This is a genomic window from Bradyrhizobium cedriense (assembly GCF_054602315.1).
In genome coordinates, this window is the sequence record NZ_JBTSWB010000001.1 from 414209 (window position 1) to 432376 (window position 18168).

The window sequence follows — 18168 nt, forward strand, 5'->3', positions numbered from 1 at the left end:
GTTCGCCTCTTCGAGGCGCCCCGGAATGACATCTCTATATCAAGCAATTCCCGCTGCAACATCACGCGCCCCTTTATTGCCCGATCAGGCGCCTTGTGCTCCATTGCGCGCGTCCGGCCCCGCCGGAGTTTTGCCGGAGCATTCATGGATTCGATCGTGCAACCCGCCGCCACGCAGCAGTCGTCGTCGCGCAACCGGCTGCTGCTGACGGTCTACACCGCCGCGATCTTCGTCAGCGCGCTGCTGCTGTTCTCGGTGCAGCCGCTCTTCACGAAGATGGTGTTGCCGCGGCTCGGCGGCTCGCCGGCGGTGTGGTCGGTGGCCATGGTGTTCTTCCAGTCGCTGCTGCTCGCGGGCTACGCCTATGCGCATCTGTTGATGCAGGTGAGGAGCCGCACCGTTCCGGTGGCGGTGCATCTGGTGCTGCTGATCGCCGCCTTCGCCACGCTGCCGCTCGGGATCGCCGCCGCCTATGGCGAGCCGCCCGCTTCGGGCTATGCGTTCTGGCTGCTCGGCCTGTTCGCGGTCTCCATCGGGCTGCCGTTCTTCGCGCTCGCCGCCAACAATCCGCTGCTGCAGGCCTGGTTCGTCCGCACCGGCCATCCAGCCGCCCACGATCCGTATTTCCTCTATGCCTCCTCCAACATCGGCAGCTTCCTCGCGCTGCTGTCCTATCCGTTCCTGCTCGAGCCGATGTTCACGCTGCACATGCAGAACCGGTTCTGGACGGCAGGCTATGGCCTCTTGATCCTTCTCATAGGCGCCTGCGGGGTGCTGCTGTTGCGTTCGCCGAAGTTGGCGGTCGTGGACGCGCGAACCGAGGAAGTGAACGCGCCGGCGCCGGGGCTCATGACTTGGCTGCGCTGGATCTTCCTCGCCGCGGTGCCCTCGGGCCTGCTCATCGCCGTCACCGCGCACATCTCGACCGATGTCGCGGCGGCGCCGCTGCTGTGGGTGCTTCCGCTGTCGCTGTACCTGCTCACCTGGGTCGTCGTGTTTCAGTCGCGGCCGCTGCTGCCGCACAAATGGATGCTGATGCTCCAGCCGGTCGCGATCGCGGGCGTCGTCGTGCTGCTGGCGTTCGGCGGTGAGCAGAACCTGCTGCTCACGCTCGGCGGGCATCAATTGTGTTTCTTCGTCATCGCCATGGCCTGCCACGGCGAATTGGCGCGGACGCGGCCGGCGGCCAAATATCTCACCGGGTTCTATGTCGCGCTGTCATTCGGCGGCATGGTCGGCGGCCTGTTCGCAGGGCTGGTTGCGCCCTTCACCTTCACCTGGATCGCCGAATATCCGATCCTGATCGCGCTCGCCGCGCTGTGCCGTCCGTCCGCGAACGAGCGTCTGGCGGGCGTCGTCAAATGGTACTGGTTGGCGCTCGCCGCGCTTGCGGTGGCGCTCGTCGCGCCGTCGTATGCCACGGGCGACCTCTCGACCTGGTTCGAGGATCACCGCGTCTGGGTCGCCGGCACCGTCGGCGTGCTCGCCGCGCTGCTCGCGCTGATCCTCAATGCCGGCCGCTGGAAGATCTTTGCCACCGTCGCGCTTGCCCTGGCTTTGATCCGTGTTTATCCGGCAGACGAGGGGCGCGTCACGACGGTGCGCAGCTTCTTCGGCGTTCACAAGATCGTTGTGACGCCGGGCGGCTATTTCCATGTTCTGATGCACGGCACCACAATTCATGGCGCCGAGCGCTTCCGCAACGATGACGGCACGCCGGTCAGTGGACGGCCCGAGCCGATCACCTACTATCACAAGGACGGCGGCATCGGTCAGGCCATCAGCGCGATCCGCGAGCGCAAGGGAGCGCCGCTGAGGGTCGCCGCGATCGGGGTCGGATCCGGCACGCTCGCCTGCGCCGCCGAGCCGGGCGAAAGCTGGACCTTCTTCGAGATCGACCAGTCCATGGTCGACGCGGCGCGCGACCCCAGGAATTTCCGCTACATCTCGAGCTGCATGCCGGAGATGAAGCCCGTCATCGGCGATGCGCGCCTCACCTTCGCGAAGGAGCCCGATGGCGCCTATGATCTCGTCATCGTCGATGCCTATTCGTCCGATGCGATCCCGATCCATCTCGCGACCGAAGAGGCGATGAAGATCTACAAGGACAAGCTCGCGCCGCACGGCGCTGTCGTGATGCACGTCTCCAACCGGCACCTCGATCTCGAGACCGTCGTCGTCGGCATCGCGGATGCCAACGATCTCAAGAGCTGGGTCTTCAACGAGGATTCCGGGCGCGATTCTGACTACATCTTCTCGACCGCCGTCGTCATCTCCGCGCGCGAGGAGGCCGACGTCGGCAGGCTCGCGTCAACCAAGCAATGGGAGCAGACCGAAGCCGACGACAGGGTGCGGGTCTGGACCGACGACTATTCGAACATCCTGGGCGCGCTGTATCGGCGGTTCCGGGACGGGGAATAGGGCTGTCGCAAGGGAGGAATCTATGGCGCCACCGGCGTCCCTGCCGGCAGCGCGATCCCCTTCTCGCCGGCGATCTGCCGCAGCAGGTCTGGCCTGTCCGAGATGATCCCATCGACGCCGAGCTCGATCATGCGCGCCATGTCCTCGGGCCTGTTGACCGTCCACACCACGACGCGCAATCCAAGTCCATGGGCCTCCGAGACGAGCGCCGCGGTCACGTCGCCGAAATGAGGCGACCAGATCGCGCCGCCCGCAGCCTTGATCGTCCGTGGCAGCGAGCCGCCGTGATCGGCCGGGCTGAAACCCGCCGTCCAGTTCGTCGCCGTGTCGCGTGCCACCGTCTGGCTCGAGCCGCGCTGGAGCGTCAGGTACATGGTCGGGATGTTCGGCGCCTGTCGCTGGACGAGATGCAGGGTCCGCCAGTCGAACGACTGGACCATGACGCGGTCGGAGAATCCCTCGGTTTCGATCAGGCCGAGCAGTTTCGCGACGAAGGCCTGCGGATCAAGCGTTTCATCCGGATGGTTCGGGTTGATCTTCGTCTCGATGTTGAGGCGGACGTGCGTGTTGCCGGACTTGCGCACCAGCGCGAGCAGCTCGCGCAAGGTGGGAATGCGTGTCCCCGGCACGGCCCGCTGGTCGGGGAATTGTTTCGCGTAGGCACTGTCCGGCCGGATCTGGCCGACGTCATAGGTCCTGACCTCGTCGAGCCGCAGTTTCACGAAAGGCGTGCCGGGCGGCGTGATGTAGGCGCCATCGGGGCCGCGGGCGAGATCGGGATTGAGCCCGCGCTCATGCGAGATGACGATTTCACCGTCGGCGGTGACCCCGACGTCGAGCTCCAGCGTGTCCACGCCCATCGACAGCGCATTGGCGAAGGCGGGCAGGGTGTTTTCCGGCAACAGCGCCCGCCCGCCGCGATGCGCCTCGAGATCGAAGGCCAAATCCGATCCCATGGCCCGTCCCGCCATCAGAACGCAGAGCACAATCAGAATGGTCGTGGCACGTGGATTCATGGTGCCTCGGCCGGCGAGGGCGGTTGAGGGGGGCCGCGTCAGTTCTGATAGTAATAGCCGCGCGGCTGATAATACTGCCGGGGCTGCGGCTGATAGGAGTAGCCCTGCTGGCCGTAGCCCTGGTCGTAATAGGACCGCGGCTGCTGCTGCTGATAGACCTGCGCGTCATAGAGCGGGCGGGTGGCCGAGCGCGGCGCCGGATAGCGCGCGCCGGTGTCGCTGCCGTCGGCCGGATAGATGTAATTGTCGTCCTGCGGCATGTAGCGGCGGGCAGGCTGCGCCGGCGGCGCCAGGTTCACGGGATCGCCAGCGGCGCTGTACTGTTCTTCAGCCGGCTGCGGAGCGCGGGCCACCGCATTGGCGTTGCGGCCGCGCGGATTGCGCGCCAGCGCAACCTGCGCCGAGCCCGTCAGCGTCACCGTGGTGTTGAGCACGCCCTGCTGCTGCACCAGCGCATAGAGCGTCGAGGCATTCTGGCGCGACAGCCGCACGCAGCCATGGGAGGCGGGCGAGCCGAGCCGGCCGACCGAATCCGTGCCATGGATGGCGTGCCCGACCTTGGTGAAGAAGATCGCGTGCGGCATCGGCGCGTCGTCGAATTCCTTGGAGTAATGATCCTCTTCCATGCGGAAGGCGCGGAAGGCGCCGTTCGGCGTCTCGCGCGAGGGGACGCCGGTCGACACTGGCCATCGATAGCGCGCGGCGCCGTCGACGGCGACGGTCATCTGCTGATTGTCCTTGTCGACGGTGATCTCGACCTTGGCCTGCGCGGCGCCCGCGCTCAACAGCAGCAATGAGGTGAAAGCAACGAAAAACGAACGCATCTGGAAACGCATTGAATCTTGGCCTCCGGCCTGTTCACGCTAGGCGCCGCGGCTCTCCGTCCCCGGCGTGCACTCTGCCTGCAATCCGGCTTTCGTTCCAGCGAGCTGCAAGCCCATCGTTAACGCGATGCCGGGCGTAAGCAAGGCCGCTCTGTGCCGCGATATGCGCGGCAGCGCTGACATTTTCGCGAGCGGAGGCGCGTTCACAACACCGACAATTCGTCACAAAGGCGCAACCATTCCGCCGCTCCTGGCGTTGATCATGGCTACCCTCGACAGGCGGCGACCGCCGTCATTCACCCTCATAGCTTTCTGGGACCGAAGATGAACAAAGCCCGCGTCGCCGCCGCGCCATTGCCGGCCGGCTTGCCCGTCCGACTGCTGTTCGCAGCCGCTGCCTTCCTGCTCCCGCTGGTGTTGCTGCCGCAAGCCGGCCACGCCCAGGGCATCGTGCGCGGCGCCCAGGAAGGCTCCTACGAGGGCAACCGGATCGCAGGTCCGGTCGGCGGCGCAGTTGGCGGGGTCGTCGGCGCCGGTGTCGGCGGCGCCGTTGGGGCCGTCGAAGGCGCGCTCGGCATTCCCCACCGTCACTACCGTCATCGCTGCCGCGGATACTATGACCGCCATCACCGCTTTCACTGCTACAGGTGATCCCTGGTCATTCCGGAAGGCCGCGCGTGCCCCGGAATGACGATCAGTTCTTCAGCCGATATCCCGTCCGGAAAATCCACCAGATCACGATGAGGCAGATCACCAGGAACGCCAGCGTCATCCCGACGCTGACGGCCATGCTGACGTCCGCAATCTCGTAGAAGCTCCAGCGGAAGCCGGAGATCAAGTAGACGACCGGGTTGAGCAGCGCCACCGTTCGCCAGGCGGGCGGCAGCATGTCGATCGAATAGAAGCTGCCGCCGAGGAAGGTGAGCGGCGTCACCACCAGCATGGGGATCATCTGCAGCTTCTCGAAGCCGTCGGCCCAGATGCCGATGATGAAGCCGAACAGGCTGAACGTCACCGCTGTCAGCACCAGGAAGGCCAGCATCCAGACCGGATGCTGGATGTGCAATGGAACGAAGAGCCCAGCCGTTGCCAGGATGATGAGGCCCAGAATGATCGACTTGGTCGCGGCGGCTCCGACATAGCCGAGCACGATCTCGAAATAGGAAATCGGCGCCGACAGGATCTCGTAGATCGTGCCGGTGAATTTCGGGAAGTAGATGCCGAAGGAGGCGTTGGCGATGCTCTGCGTCAGCACCGAGAGCATGATCAGGCCCGGCACGATGAAGGTGCCGTAGCTGACGCCCTCGACCTGGCTGATACGCGAGCCGATCGCGGCGCCGAACACCACGAAATAGAGCGACGTCGAGACCACGGGCGAGACGATGCTTTGCAGCAGCGTGCGCCAGGTGCGTGCCATTTCGAACAGATAGATGGCGCGGATGGCGCGGTGATTCATGACGTCCTCACGAGATCGACGAAGATGTCCTCGAGCGACGACTGCGTCGTGTCGAGATCGTTGAAACGGATGCCCGCGGCGCGGAGGTCGCCGAGCAGGCTTGTGATGCCGGTGCGCTCGCCCTGGGTGTCGTAATCGTAGACCAGCGTCGCGCCGCCGTCGCAGAGCTCGAGCTCGTAGTGGCGCAGACTCTCCGGCAGCGAGGCGATCTTGCCCTGCAGATGCAGCGTCAGGCGCTTCTTGCCGAGCTTCTGCATCAAGGTCGTCTTGTCCTCGACCAGCACGATCTCGCCCTTGTTGATGACGCCGATGCGGTCGGCCATCTCCTCGGCTTCCTCGATGTAGTGCGTGGTGAGGATGATGGTGACGCCGGACTGCTGAAGGCCGCGCACGACCTCCCACATTCCCTTGCGCAGCTCGACGTCGACGCCCGCGGTCGGCTCGTCCAGGAACAGGATCTGCGGTTCGTGCGACAGCGCTTTGGCGATCATCACGCGGCGCTTCATGCCGCCGGAGAGGGTGATGATCTTGCTATCCTTCTTGTCCCACAGCGAGAGGTCCTTCAGCACCTTCTCGATATGTGCGGGATTCTTCGGCTTGCCGAACAGCCCGCGTGAGAAGCTCACGGTCGCCCACACGCTCTCGAATGCATCTGTGTGCAACTCCTGCGGCACGAGGCCGATCAGCGAGCGCGCCTTGCGGTAGGAAGTCTGAATGTCCTCGCCGCCTACGAGAACGCGACCCTCGCTCGGGTTGGCGATGCCGCAGACGATCGAGATCAGCGTGGTCTTGCCGGCACCGTTCGGGCCGAGCAGCGCGAATATTTCGCCGCGCCTGATGTCGAGATTGACGTTCTTGAGCGCCTTGAAGCCGGACCCATAGGTCTTCGACAGATTGGCGACGGAGATGATGGAGGACATGATGGCCGCAAGGCTGAGGGGACGAACTGGGGAAGGGATGGGCGGACCCATCCTGGGAGGGCAGGTCGGCGGAGCCCTGAAATAGGAACGCTGTTCTCGGCCCGCAATTCCCCGGAGGAAAATGGTCTCAAAACAGGCGCTTCGGTGGCTTGTTTCGGGCAAGTGTTGCGCGATGGTCACGGCCCGCTGCTAAGATTGTCGCTCACGCGGCTCTTTGTTGCGTCTGCGAGCAGGGCGTGGCTACGATTCCGGCCAATCGCGAAGCGTATCGTCCCCAGGGAAAAAATCGATGAGACCGAACGGCCGTCACATCGCTGGCGCCAGCCAGTTGTCCGTCCTCCGCGCGTGGGCGGTGGGCCTGCTCCTGCTGTCAGCTGTTGCCATCAGCCCGACCACCGCCAAGGCTGCTCCGAGCCAAGCCGCGGCGGCGACCACGCATGTCTACCTGCTCCGCGGCGTGCTCAACATCTTCTCGCTCGGGCTCGACACGATCGGCGCCCGGCTCCAGGCGCAGGGCATTCCGGTGACCGTTTCCAACTTCGTCTCATGGTCCTCGCTCGCCGATGAAGCCGCCGCCGCCTACAGGGCAGGCCGGCTCAAGACCATTGTCCTGGTCGGCCATTCCTCCGGCGCGACCGCGCTGCCGGACATGATTGCCAAGCTCAATCAGCTCGGCGTGCCCGTGAAGCTCGCGATCGGTCTCGATTCCGTGTTCAAGACAAAGCTCTCGACCGGCGCGGAGCGTTACATCAACATCTATATCGGCGATGGTCCCGGCGAGCCGGTGCGGGCCGCAGCGGGTTTTCGCGGCAAGCTCGACAATGTCGACGTGCGCGGCACCGGCGTCGGCCACGTCTCCATCGACAAGAACGAGGCGATCCAGCGCCGTGTGATTGCGGAGATCGATGCTGCGATCAAGCGCTCGCGCGCACCGGCAGCGCCGGTCGCCGAACCCGGCACGCCGCGACAGGCACGCTCGGCAGCGGCGAGCGCTCCGGCACGGAATTAAGTCAAATCGGCAGCGTTTCGGCGCCGCAAAATCCGCCAAATCCACGGTCATGAAGTACCGCAGGGGAGGCGACCGCCTCCGGTGGTGGGACTACTGGATTGATGCTTGATCCAAGGCGAATTGTCGTGCTGGCAGCGATTGCGCTGCTCGCCTTCGGCACCGGCACGGCCGCTGCCACACCAGCCAAGTCCAAGACCACCGCGGCCGCCCCCGCCGCGGCGCCGCCGCCTCCGCCGTTCGAGCCATTGCCGCCGCCAAAAATCTACCTTTTCCGCGGCGCCATGGGTCCGATCTTCTCGACCGGCATGGATCGGCTCGAAGAGAAGCTAACCAACGCTGGCTTCTCGGCCAACGTCTACGAATTCACCATCTGCCGGTGGATCGGCGATCGCGCCATCGCCAGCTACAAGGAGAAGGCTGCGCCCATCGTGCTGATCGGCCATTCCATGGGCGGCCTGTGCTCGATCGTCATCTCCGAGATGGCGGCCAAGGAGAACATCCCGGTCAGCCTCGTCATCGCCATCGATCCCGCGCATGCGACCGGCGACGTGCCGCTCAATGTCGAGCGGTTCATCAACATCTTCCTGTCCGACAGCGTGCTCGGCGGCGGCGACGTCGTCGCCGTGCCCGGCTATCGCGGGCATTATGCGAGCTACGATCTCAAGGAAAACGCGCGCGTCAGCCACATCAACATCGAGAAGTCGGACGACATCCACCGCCAGATCGTCGAGATGATCACGCAGCTGCCGCGCATACCGCCGCAGACGCAGGCCGACGCCGTGCCGCTGCGCTATCTCGTGCCTGCGGATACGCTGGTCGAATTGTGGGACTCCGGCGTGCGGGTCCCGGTGCGCCGCGGCGACACCATGGAGAGCATCGCCGCAGCCAACCGCGTGCCGCTGTGGACGCTGGCGCAGAGCAACTCGCTGCCCGAGAACGCGCAGCTCACGCCGGGCCAGACCGTCATCGTCCCGCGCCACCTGACGCCGCCCGAGCCTGCGGCGGCGATGGCAACGCCGCCGGCCCCGACGGGGCGGCGGTAGGGGCACGGCACCTCTGCCCGCGTGCGGGAAAGGTCGAATCTGCACAGCAAATTTCGAGGGGCAGCCTCCGCAAGCCCACGCCGGGCGCGCCGACGCGCAAGGCGAACCAGTTCGCGCTGGCTTATCCGGAAAATGATACGCTATGACGTCAGTCGAACCGGAAGGCAGGGTGCGATGACTGAGCGGAAAGCTTCGAACGAGTTGCGGGTGGCCATTGCGGGGCTGGGCTCCATCGGCACCAAGATCGCGATTGCGCTCGACCAGGGCATCGAGGGCCTGTCGCTGTCCGCCGTCGCGGTGCGGGATTCCGCAAAGCATCAGGCCTTCCTCGACGGCCTGCGCCGTACACCACAAATCCTGCCAGTCGACCAGCTCGGCGATGCCGCCGACATCGTGGTCGAATGCGCTCCGAGCAGCCAGTTGAGGGCAATCGTCGAGCCCGCAGTGAAGCGCGGCAAGGCCGCGGTCGTCGTCAGCGTCGGCGGACTGCTCGACAATTTCGATCTCGTCGATCTCGCACGTGTCAATGGAGGCCGCATCCTCGTGCCAACCGGCGCGCTGATCGGGCTCGATGCCGTCAACGCCGCCGCGATCGGCACCATCCATTCGGTCAAGATGGTGACGCGCAAGCCGATCGACGGGCTGAAGGGCGCGCCGTTCATCGTCGAGAACAAGATCGACATCGACAATCTGCGCGCGCCGCTCAAATTGTTCGAGGGTAGCGCGCGCGAAGCGGCGAAGGGCTTTCCGGCGAACGTCAACGTCGCCGTTGCACTCTCGCTTGCCGGAATCGGCCCCGATCGCACTCAGATCCAGGTTTGGGCCGATCCGACCGTAACGCGCAATGTTCACCGCATCGAGGTCGAGGCGGATTCGGCGCGGTTCTCGATGGGAATCGAGAATATCCCGTCCGAGAATCCCAAGACCGGAATCATCACGGCGCTGTCCATGATCGCGCTGCTGCGCAAGCAGCGCGCCACGTTGTGTGTGGGGACGTGATCCTTACGCGCCCGTGACGCGCCAGATCACGTTGCCGACGTCGTCGGCCATCAGCAGCGACGTCTTGTCGGGACCGATCACCACGCCGACCGGACGTCCGTAGGATTCCTTTTCGTCCGGGGACAGGAAGCCCGACAGGATGTCGCGACCGGGGCCGGACGGCTTGCCGTTCTCGAATGGGATGAAGACCAGCTTGTAGCCGGAGAGCGTGCTGCGATTCCACGAGCCGTGCTGGCCGATCACCATGCCGTCGGGGAAACCCGGTAGCGTGCCCGCCGGCATCCAGCACAGGCCGAGCGAGGCCGTGTGGCCGCCGAGCGCGTAGTCCGGCTGAAGCGCCTTGGCGACCATCGCCGGATCCTGCGGCACGCGGTCGTCCACCGTCTTGCCCCAGTAGCAATAGGGCCAGCCGTAGAAGCCGCCGTCGCGCACCGAGGTCAGATAGTCAGGCGGCGTCTCGTCGCCGAGCCCGTCGCGCTCGTTGACTACGGTCCAGAGCACGTTCGTGTTCGGCTCCCACGCCAATCCAACCGGATTGCGCAGCCCCGCGCCGAAAACCCGATGCGTGCCGGCGACGAGGTCGAGCTCGTAGACCGCGGCGCGGCCTTCCTCGACCTCCATGCCCATCTCGGCGATGTTGCTGAGTGAGCCGACGCCGGCATAGAGCTTCCTGCCGTCGGGGCTCGCGAGCAGGCTGCGCGTCCAGTGCCCGCCCGGCTTGAACGTGGTGAGCCGCTTGCCCGGGGCGGCGATGCGGTCGGCATTGGCGACGTAAGGAAAGGCCATCACCCCATCGGTGTTGCCGACATAGAAGGTGTCGCCGACCAGCGCCATGCCGAAGGGCTGGCTGAGGTTCTCCATGAAGGCGCCGCGATATTCAGCGACGCCGTCGCCGTCCTTGTCGCGCAGGAGCGTGATGCGGTTGGCGGAAACGCCGAGCGCAGCGGCACGCCGCATCGTCGCCTGCATCGCATAGTGGAACACGGTGCGCGGGGGACCCGCAATCTGCGTCGCTTCCGCGATCAGCACGTCGCCGTTGGGCAGCACCTCGATCCATCGCGGATGGTCGAGGCCGGTCGCGAACGCATTGACCTTGAGCCCGGGCGCGACCGTCGGCTTCTGGCCCTCGCGCCAGCCGCGGGCGGTCGGCATCTTCAGGGTGGGGATCGCGCCTTGCGGCTTGGCTTCGGGAATGGCCGGCTTCTCTCCCCAGGCCGGCGTGGGCTCGGTGCCTGACATCCGCCGCCATTGCAGCGCGATGCCGCCGAGGAACGCGACGAACTGCGCGAAGATGCTGGAAAACGTCATAAGAAGCCCCTGTTTGCGCGCGCATCCAACTGGCTGGCGGGGCAGACGTCAACCTGTGTGGCGCGCCGCCGGGGCTTATTCCCGGGGAATGGCAGCTGATCGAATTTGCATGGGGCGAACGCTTGCGCGCCCGGCCTGGAGATCAGCGGCCGATCTGCCGCTCCAGCCGCCGTGCCGCGCGAAAATCCTCCAGGTGGTGGATGTTCGGCGCCAGCGCGGCCTCCCGGGACAGGAGATGATAGACCCGCGCCACCGTGCGCTGCTTCTGCTTGCTCCGGCCACGCGGCAATGCCCGCGCCTTTCGGAGGGCAGCAATCGCGTGCGCGCGAAAATAATCGTAGGCGTCCGACATGGCTCGATGCTCTGCGGCTGGTGCAGGTGTCGAGGGGGTAACGGACGAGCGTGGGGCCGGTTCCTTGGCGCAGATTTCGTAGCCCGGATGAACGAAGCGACATCCGGGGCGACTGATCCCGCATGTCGCTTTGCTCATGCGGCTACAGGTCTCGCGCTCGACAGCTTACCGCGGCGACAGGAACGGAATGATCATCGGCACGCGGCGGCAATAGGCGCCGTAGGCATCCTCGCCGAGTTCCTTTGACAAGAATACTTCTTCCATTCGGCCCTTCTGCCACATGCCGAGCGAGATCAGGATCGCGCCGAGGATCGCGGTGACCGTGCCGACCGCGATGCCGGTGGCGAGCATGCCGGCGATCAGGCCGGTGTAGATCGGATGGCGCACGATGCCGTAAGGGCCGGTGTCGATGACGCGGTGGTCTTCCTTCTGGGTAATGGTGTTGGACCAGAATTTTCCGAGATGCAGCCGGCCCCACCAGGTGAAGGAGATTCCCGCGAGCACGATCAGGGCCGTGATGTAGACAGCCAGGTTGCTGAACACCCAGAGCGGCTTCTCGTTCAGCACTTCCGCGGTCCACGGCGTGAACAGGATGCCGCCGACCAGGATCGGAATGCGATAGCGCCCCGACTCCAGCGTCATCACCTGCTTTTGGGTGCGCCCTTGCCAGAACGAGGCGCCGACCCAGCTGGCGAGCCAGGCGAGCCAGATCAGGGCGAGCAGTTGCGTCGGCCAGGTCGTGGTCCAGCCACCCCAGGCGACAGAGAGAAGCTTGCTGAAATCAAAGGACATGAAGGTTCTTTGCGTTGGGCGGCGGCTCAGCTCGCGCGCGAGGAGAGCGCGTGATGCTTGATGGCGCCAGAGGCCTGCTGACCGTTGCGGGCGAGCAGATGGGTGACGGTTTCGCGCAAGACCGGCTCGATCGGACGGGGCGAATAGCCGAGCTCGGTGCACGCCTTGCCGATCGAGAGGTCGCTCGCGGCGAGCGCGATGCGCACGCCTTCGGCGGTGCCGTTGGGCGGCCGGCGGGTGACGTGATCGGCGATGTATTCGAGCATGATGGCGGAGAGCTCGGCGATCTTGCCGGGCACGACGACCGGAAACTGCCGGCGGCCGCTCATTGCCGACATCATGCGCAGGATGTTGCCGAGCGGCAGGCAATCGCCGCCGAGAATGTAGCGCTGGCCGAGGCGGCCGCGCTCCATGGTCAGCAAGAGGCCCATCGCGACGTCGCGGACGTCGACAAGGTTCACCAGGAAATTGAGATGCGGCTGTACCTTCTTCTGGAGGAAGTACCAGAGCATCGCGGTCGGTGGCGTCAGATTGTTGTCGGCCGCTCCGATCGGCATGGTCGGTGTGCCGATCACGAGGGGGAACCCTGCGGCGGCCGCCTTCGTGGCATGATGTTCGGCGAGCGACTTCGACCGCGTATAGGCGCCGGGCATCGCGTCGACGGGCTGCAGCGCCTCTTCGGCGGGAACACCGTTGAGCTCCGTATACGGGAACAGGATCGACTCGGTCGAGCAGTGCAGGAAGCGCGAGACGCCGCGCTTCATGGCGGCCGCGAGCACGATCTCGGTGCCGCGGCAATTGACGTCGTGAAAGTCCTGCTTGTTGGCGACCCACATGCCGGGTAGCCCGGCAAGGTGATAGACTTGGTCGACACCGGCCATCGCAGCATCGACCGCGGCGCAGTCCAGCACCGAGCCCTGGACGTGCTCAACCTCCGCGTTCGTCCCGGCCGGCGCACGGACATCGAGAATACGGACCCGCTGCCCACGGGCGCGGAGCGCATCTACGAGGTGATGTCCGATGAAGCCACTGCCACCGGTAACCAGGACGAGAGCCATGCAGAAGGTTGCTGTTTCGCTTTTGGAGTTATTGGGTCGACAGGGAATTGGCCGGAAGAGGCGCCAGAATCGCGGCAAGGTCGCGACGGAAGCCCAATGCAATGAATAATTTTGCCATCACGAACATCGGCCCAAGCAAAAGATGCGAGGGAAACGTGAACAACGAGGCTTCGCGGCCCTCAAAAACCTTGTGGCCGATGGTCTGCGCGGCGAAGCCGAGCGCCACCAGCGTGGCGAAAATCGCCCACATCGTCGCGGTGCTGACTTGCGCCGCAATGGTCGTGGCAACCGAAAACAGCACGATGGAGACGGCCAGAATGCCGAGCCCGAGCGCCACGTCGAGCAGCAGCCAATAAATCAATACCGGCAAGGCCAGGATCACCGCCAGGCTGACGTTGAAACCGAACAGCGGAAGCTTCACCAGCGTCAGCGGCAGCACGGCGCCGGTGAACAGCAGGAGGATGCCGACCACATGCATCGCCGTGTTCCGGGGATCGCGATGGTACTCGACATAAACGGCAAGTTGGCGCTGAAAAAAGCCACCCATTTCGGTCTCATGCAGCAGGGGCGGGAAGGGCGAACAGAGCCTATAGCACTGGGCCGGACGGTGCACAAACCGGTGCTTGCGTCGCGCAAGACCGTGTTTGCGCGCCTGGAACAGGCTGCAAAACGCCTGCACTTCAAGGGGTTCCGTCAGTCGCGGAGTAGCTTTCGCTCAGCGTTTCTTGGCCGGTTTTTTCGCCGCAGGCGCAGGTGCTGCAGCCGGACGCGGCGCCTCCTCCGGCAGCTTGGCATAGGTCAGGATCTGCAACTGGCCGTTGACGGCAGAGGTCGGCTTGGCCCGGTCGAGAAATTGCTCCTCGCCGAGGCCGATCGGATGCAGCCGCTTGGTCGAGATCTTGAACGTGTTCACCAGCACGTCGCGGATCGCATCGGCCCGCCGCTGGCTCAGGATCGCATTGGCCTCACGCGTCTTCGAATTGGATTCGACGTGACCGACGATCAGGAAAGTGTAGGGCAGCAGCGAGGAATGAACCAGCGCATCCGCGATCCGGCCGACGGTCTGGTAGGAGGCCGGCTGGATGATCGGCGTGTCGGCGTCGAACTGGATCTGCGCGTTGAAGGCCGGCAGCTTGGCGAGCTCAGGCGCGATCAGCGGCCGGTTCACCGGTCCCGGATCGTTCTTGATCCTGGTCTTGGCGCGCTCCATCACCTGCTGTTTCAGCGCGGGCAGATCGACCTCGGCGGCTTCTTCGAAATGGTTCAGCCTGCCGATGATGTCGTCGCGGGTCGGCGCTGCCGTCTGCGCGCCGGCGGCGCCCGCACGAAGAGCGAGCCCCAGCGCAACGATCGTTCCGGCAATGAAGAGCCTGCGCGCGCGCATCAGCGATACCCCGCGTCGTCAACGGCCTTCAGGCAGTTGTTGCTGATGCCCTTGGGCGTCGAGACCAGGCAGGGGACCGACTTGCTGGTCTCCTTGGTCGAGCCACCGCAGACCTTGACGATCTCGCGCTGGCAGGCGTTCGCCACCGTGACGCGCGCGGCGACGCGCTTCTGGATGGCGTCGAACACGCCGAAATACTCGCTCGCGCATTGCGGGGACAGCACGTCGCGGTTGCGCGACAGGCACTCCTTCAGCCGGTTCGAATCCGGATTGACGCCGCGGCAATTGGCAACGATTTCCGCGCCGCAGCTCGCTGCCAGCTTTCCGATCGAATCGCCAAAGCTCACGGTTTGCGCCGCCGCAAGCGACGGCATCCCCAATGCAAGCACGATCAGTGTGACGGAGCCCCGAACCATGGCTTTATCTGATACGGGGAAGTTCACGATGGTCAAGGCCTGTTCGGACCAGAACTGTCGGGAGTCCGGCGAGTGCGGCGAACAATCCTCACCCCGCGGCGTCGAGGGGCGGCCATTCGATCAGGGCGACCGCGTGTTTCCTGAGGTCGTTGGCCACATCAGGATCCGCCTTGAGCTCGTCCAGGGTTCGCGGCGGCGGGAGCTGCCGGCCCTCCGCGATCAGCTCCTGCGCATAGAACGCGAGAGCCTCGGGCGCATTCTCCAGGGCCTCCTCGACGTCGTCGCCGCCGGAAATGCAGCCGGGCAGATCGGGAAACCACAGGCTGATTGCTTCGTCCGGGCCGAGGTCTTCGATGATGGCGATGTACTGTGCCACGACGGGCCTCAGGCCCGCTGCACGAAACTGTCCACGACCTTCTTCTCGCCGGCCTTGTCGAAGGCGATGGTGAGCTTGTTGCCGTCGATCCTGGTGACGCGGCCGTAGCCGAACTTTTGGTGGAAGACGCGGTCGGACAGCGAGAATTCCGAGGTCGTGCCGGTCGATTTGGCGACCAACTCGCCCTCGATCGTCAGAGGGCCGCGGCGGCGCGAGGAGAAGCTGCCGAAATCGGGGCCTGAGGAGGCGGACGAGAACGACGAGGCTTGTTCCTCGAAGCCGCCGCTACCGCCAGCATTGCGGCCACCGCCGCGATTGCGATTGGCCTGGGCGCGCTGCCAGCCTGGCGTCGAATAGGTCGAGCCGAACGCCTCCATGTCGTCGAAGCGCGAGGCGCCGTAGCCGCCGGTGCCGCCCCAGGCCGAGCCGCCCTTGGATTCCGTGATCTCGACATTGGCCGCAGGCAATTCGTCGAGGAAGCGCGACGGGATCGTGGTCGACCAGGTGCCATGGATCCGCCGATTGGTCGCGAAATAGATCTTTGCGCGCCGCCTCGCGCGCGTGAGGCCGACATGGCCGAGCCGGCGCTCCTCCTCGAGGCCAGCGCGGCCCTGTTCGTCGAGCGTGCGCTGGCTCGGGAACAGGCCTTCCTCCCAACCCGGCAGGAACACGTTGTCGAATTCGAGGCCCTTGGCCGAGTGCAGCGTCATCAGCGACACCGCGTCCTCCTCGGCACCGCCCTCGCGGTCCATCACGAGAGAGATGTGCTCAAGGAACCCTTGCAGGTTCTCGAACTCCTCCATCGAGCGCACCAGCTCCTTCAGGTTCTCCAGCCGGCCCGCGGCATCCGCCGAACGGTCCTTCTGCCACATCTCGGTGTAGCCGCTCTCGTCGAGGACGATCTGGGCGAGGTCCGTGTGCGCGGTGACCTCGCGCTGGGCGCGCCAGCGGTCGAACTGGGCGACGAGGTCGCGCAAAGACCCACGCGCCTTCGGCTTCAGCTCGGCGGTCTCGACCACGGCGCGCGCCGATTCGAACAGGGGAATGCGGCGCTTGCGGGCATGGTCGTGCAGCATCTGCACGGTGGCGTCGCCGAGGCCGCGCTTGGGCGTGTTGACGATGCGCTCGAAGGCGAGATCGTCGGCTGGCGAGTTGATGACGCGCAAATAGGCCAGAGCGTCACGGATCTCGGCGCGCTCGTAGAAGCGCGGGCCGCCGATGACGCGATAGGGCAGGCCGAGCGTGACGAAACGATCTTCGAATTCGCGCATCTGGTAGGAGGCGCGCACCAGGATCGCGATCTCGTTGAGCTTCTCGCCCTGGCGCTGCAGCTGTTCGATCTCCTCGCCGATGCCGCGCGCTTCCTCTTCCGAATCCCAGGAGCCGGTCACCGTGACCTTCTCGCCGTCCTGGTCCTCGGTGCGCAGCGTCTTGCCGAGCCGGCCTTCATTGTGCGCGATCAAATGCGAGGCGGCTGCGAGGATGTGGCCGGTCGAGCGGTAGTTGCGCTCGAGGCGAATGACCTTGGCGCCGGGGAAATCGTGGTCGAAGCGGAGGATGTTGTCGACCTCGGCGCCGCGCCAGCCGTAGATCGACTGGTCGTCGTCACCGACGCAGCAGATGTTCTTGGTAGGAGCTGCAGGAGCCACAGTCATTCCGGGATGCGCCGAAGGCGCAGACCCGGAATCCAGAGCTGAGGCCTCATCTCGGGATTCCGGGTTCGGCTCTTCGAGCCGCCCCGGAATGACAGTGGAGGCGGCAGGCTTCGAAGGCGCCTGCGACAACAGCCGCAGCCACAGATACTGTGCGACGTTAGTGTCCTGGTACTCGTCCACCAGGATGTATTTGAAGCGCTGCTGGTACTGCCGCAGGATATCCGGGTGCTCGCGGAAGATCCGGATGTTCTCGAGCAAGAGATCGCCGAAATCGGCGGCGTTCAGGATCTTCAGCCGCTCCTGGTAGCTCGCATAGAGCTTGCCGCCCTTGCCGTTGGCGAACACCGCGGCCTCGCCCGAGGGCACCTGAGACGGCATCAGGCCGCGGTTCTTCCAGCCGTCGATCAGGCCGGCCAGCATGCGGGCCGGCCAGCGCTTGTCGTCGATGTTCTCGGCTTGCAGGAGCTGCTTCAAGAGCCGCACCTGATCGTCGACGTCGAGCACGGTGAAGTTCGATTTGAGCTGCGCCAGCTCGGCATGGAAGCGCAGGATGCGGCCGCCGATGGAGTGGAAGGTGCCGAGCCACGGCATGCCTTCCACGGCATGGCCGAGCATCTGGCCGAGCCGGTGCTTCATCTCGCGCGCGGCCTTGTTGGTGAAGGTCACCGACAGGATCTCGGCGGGACGGGCGCGGCCCTGGCTCAGGATATGGGCGATGCGCGTGGTCAGCACGCGCGTCTTGCCGGTGCCGGCGCCGGCCAGCACGAGAACCGGGCCGTCCAGCGTCTCCACGGCCTCCCGCTGCTCCGGATTGAGCCCCGAGAGGTATTTCGGGCCCACCGAGGCCCGCGCACGCGCAGCGATGCCGCCGGCTGCGGGCTGGTGGTCGGGGACAGTCTGGGACGTGATCTTGCTCGGCTCGGTCATGCGAATCATGGGCCCGACGATGGCACCGCGGGGCGACGGAAGGGAGCCTTCTAACAGGGATTGGTCCTATATGGGGCGCCGAGACAGGGTTTTCCACGTGCGCGGCAGGCCGAATTGTTCCGGCGAAAGCTGCGAATTTCGCGCCTGGGTGGGTCGGAACAATCGTTCCCGCCTCGAGATTGTCTGGGCAGGTGGCGCGGCTGGCCGCGCCG

18 protein-coding genes are annotated in these 18168 nt (G+C 65.4%); 5 read left to right on the forward strand and 13 right to left on the reverse strand.

Translation table 11 applies throughout. The features are described 5' to 3' along the window. Positions 1 to 144: 144 nt before the first annotated feature. Positions 145 to 2421, forward strand: a complete 2277-nt coding sequence (locus tag ACYCVF_RS02025; protein ID WP_459597958.1) for a fused MFS/spermidine synthase — start codon at positions 145 to 147, stop codon at positions 2419 to 2421. Positions 2422 to 2441: 20 nt separating this feature from the next. On the opposite strand, the gene ACYCVF_RS02030 is transcribed toward ACYCVF_RS02025, so the two are convergent. Both ACYCVF_RS02030 and ACYCVF_RS02035 read right to left on the reverse strand, forming a co-directional pair. Beyond that, positions 2442 to 3437, reverse strand: coding sequence for a glycerophosphodiester phosphodiesterase (locus ACYCVF_RS02030; RefSeq protein WP_459596881.1), 996 nt, complete (start codon positions 3435 to 3437; stop codon positions 2442 to 2444). Between the two features lie 38 nt (positions 3438 to 3475). Continuing rightward, positions 3476 to 4261 carry a L,D-transpeptidase gene (locus ACYCVF_RS02035; protein ID WP_459596882.1) on the reverse strand — a complete coding sequence of 262 codons (786 nt, stop codon included), beginning with the start codon at positions 4259 to 4261 and terminating at the stop codon, positions 3476 to 3478. A 324-nt stretch (positions 4262 to 4585) separates the two neighbouring features. Between ACYCVF_RS02035 and ACYCVF_RS02040 the strand changes: the two genes are divergently transcribed. Further along, a complete protein-coding gene (locus ACYCVF_RS02040; RefSeq protein WP_459596883.1) occupies positions 4586 to 4912 on the forward strand; it encodes a hypothetical protein in 327 nt (108 codons plus the stop codon). Positions 4913 to 4955: 43 nt separating this feature from the next. On the opposite strand, the gene ACYCVF_RS02045 is transcribed toward ACYCVF_RS02040, so the two are convergent. Both ACYCVF_RS02045 and ACYCVF_RS02050 read right to left on the reverse strand, forming a co-directional pair. Beyond that, the gene (locus tag ACYCVF_RS02045) at positions 4956 to 5717 is read right to left on the reverse strand and encodes an ABC transporter permease (RefSeq protein WP_459596884.1); all 762 of its coding nucleotides are present in this window, start codon (positions 5715 to 5717) and stop codon (positions 4956 to 4958) included. Then, entirely contained in the window at positions 5714 to 6637 is a 924-nt protein-coding gene (locus ACYCVF_RS02050; protein WP_459596885.1) for an ABC transporter ATP-binding protein, read from the reverse strand. The genes ACYCVF_RS02045 and ACYCVF_RS02050 overlap by 4 nt, the downstream gene beginning before the upstream one ends. Before the next feature lie 289 nt (positions 6638 to 6926). Between ACYCVF_RS02050 and ACYCVF_RS02055 the strand changes: the two genes are divergently transcribed. The 3 genes from ACYCVF_RS02055 to ACYCVF_RS02065 all read left to right on the forward strand — a co-directional run bounded on the left by ACYCVF_RS02055 (position 6927) and on the right by ACYCVF_RS02065 (position 9688). Next, complete coding sequence (locus ACYCVF_RS02055; RefSeq protein ID WP_459596886.1) at positions 6927 to 7646, forward strand: hypothetical protein; 720 nt, start codon at positions 6927 to 6929, stop codon at positions 7644 to 7646. 101 nt (positions 7647 to 7747) lie between these two features. After that, entirely contained in the window at positions 7748 to 8689 is a 942-nt protein-coding gene (locus ACYCVF_RS02060; RefSeq protein WP_459596887.1) for a LysM peptidoglycan-binding domain-containing protein, read from the forward strand. A 174-nt stretch (positions 8690 to 8863) separates the two neighbouring features. Beyond that, positions 8864 to 9688 (forward strand): aspartate dehydrogenase, encoded by an 825-nt coding sequence (locus ACYCVF_RS02065; protein WP_459596888.1) that lies wholly within the window; start codon positions 8864 to 8866, stop codon positions 9686 to 9688. A gap of 3 nt (positions 9689 to 9691) precedes the next feature. Here ACYCVF_RS02065 and ACYCVF_RS02070 read toward each other — a convergent pair whose 3' ends face one another. From ACYCVF_RS02070 to ACYCVF_RS02110, 9 genes are all read right to left on the reverse strand, one after another. Continuing rightward, a complete protein-coding gene (locus ACYCVF_RS02070; RefSeq protein WP_459596889.1) occupies positions 9692 to 10996 on the reverse strand; it encodes a PQQ-dependent sugar dehydrogenase in 1305 nt (434 codons plus the stop codon). A 142-nt stretch (positions 10997 to 11138) separates the two neighbouring features. Further along, a complete protein-coding gene (locus tag ACYCVF_RS02075) occupies positions 11139 to 11348 on the reverse strand; it encodes a hypothetical protein (RefSeq protein WP_459596890.1) in 210 nt (69 codons plus the stop codon). A gap of 165 nt (positions 11349 to 11513) precedes the next feature. Continuing rightward, on the reverse strand, positions 11514 to 12140 hold the full coding sequence (locus ACYCVF_RS02080) for a methyltransferase family protein (protein WP_459596891.1): 627 nt from the start codon (positions 12138 to 12140) through the stop codon (positions 11514 to 11516). A gap of 26 nt (positions 12141 to 12166) precedes the next feature. Continuing rightward, complete coding sequence (locus tag ACYCVF_RS02085) at positions 12167 to 13198, reverse strand: NAD-dependent epimerase/dehydratase family protein (RefSeq protein ID WP_459596892.1); 1032 nt, start codon at positions 13196 to 13198, stop codon at positions 12167 to 12169. Positions 13199 to 13226: 28 nt separating this feature from the next. Then, complete coding sequence (locus tag ACYCVF_RS02090; protein WP_459596893.1) at positions 13227 to 13877, reverse strand: Mpo1 family 2-hydroxy fatty acid dioxygenase; 651 nt, start codon at positions 13875 to 13877, stop codon at positions 13227 to 13229. A 36-nt stretch (positions 13878 to 13913) separates the two neighbouring features. Then, positions 13914 to 14582, reverse strand: coding sequence for an OmpA family protein (locus ACYCVF_RS02095; RefSeq protein ID WP_459596894.1), 669 nt, complete (start codon positions 14580 to 14582; stop codon positions 13914 to 13916). After that, the gene (locus ACYCVF_RS02100) at positions 14582 to 14998 is read right to left on the reverse strand and encodes a hypothetical protein (RefSeq protein WP_459596895.1); all 417 of its coding nucleotides are present in this window, start codon (positions 14996 to 14998) and stop codon (positions 14582 to 14584) included. Before ACYCVF_RS02100 ends, ACYCVF_RS02095 begins: the two co-directional genes overlap by 1 nt. 88 nt (positions 14999 to 15086) lie before the next feature. Then, positions 15087 to 15374 carry a type II toxin-antitoxin system HicB family antitoxin gene (locus ACYCVF_RS02105; RefSeq protein WP_459596896.1) on the reverse strand — a complete coding sequence of 96 codons (288 nt, stop codon included), beginning with the start codon at positions 15372 to 15374 and terminating at the stop codon, positions 15087 to 15089. Between the two features lie 8 nt (positions 15375 to 15382). Then, positions 15383 to 17965, reverse strand: coding sequence for an ATP-dependent helicase (locus ACYCVF_RS02110; RefSeq protein WP_459606487.1), 2583 nt, complete (start codon positions 17963 to 17965; stop codon positions 15383 to 15385). Positions 17966 to 18168: the final 203 nt, after the last annotated feature.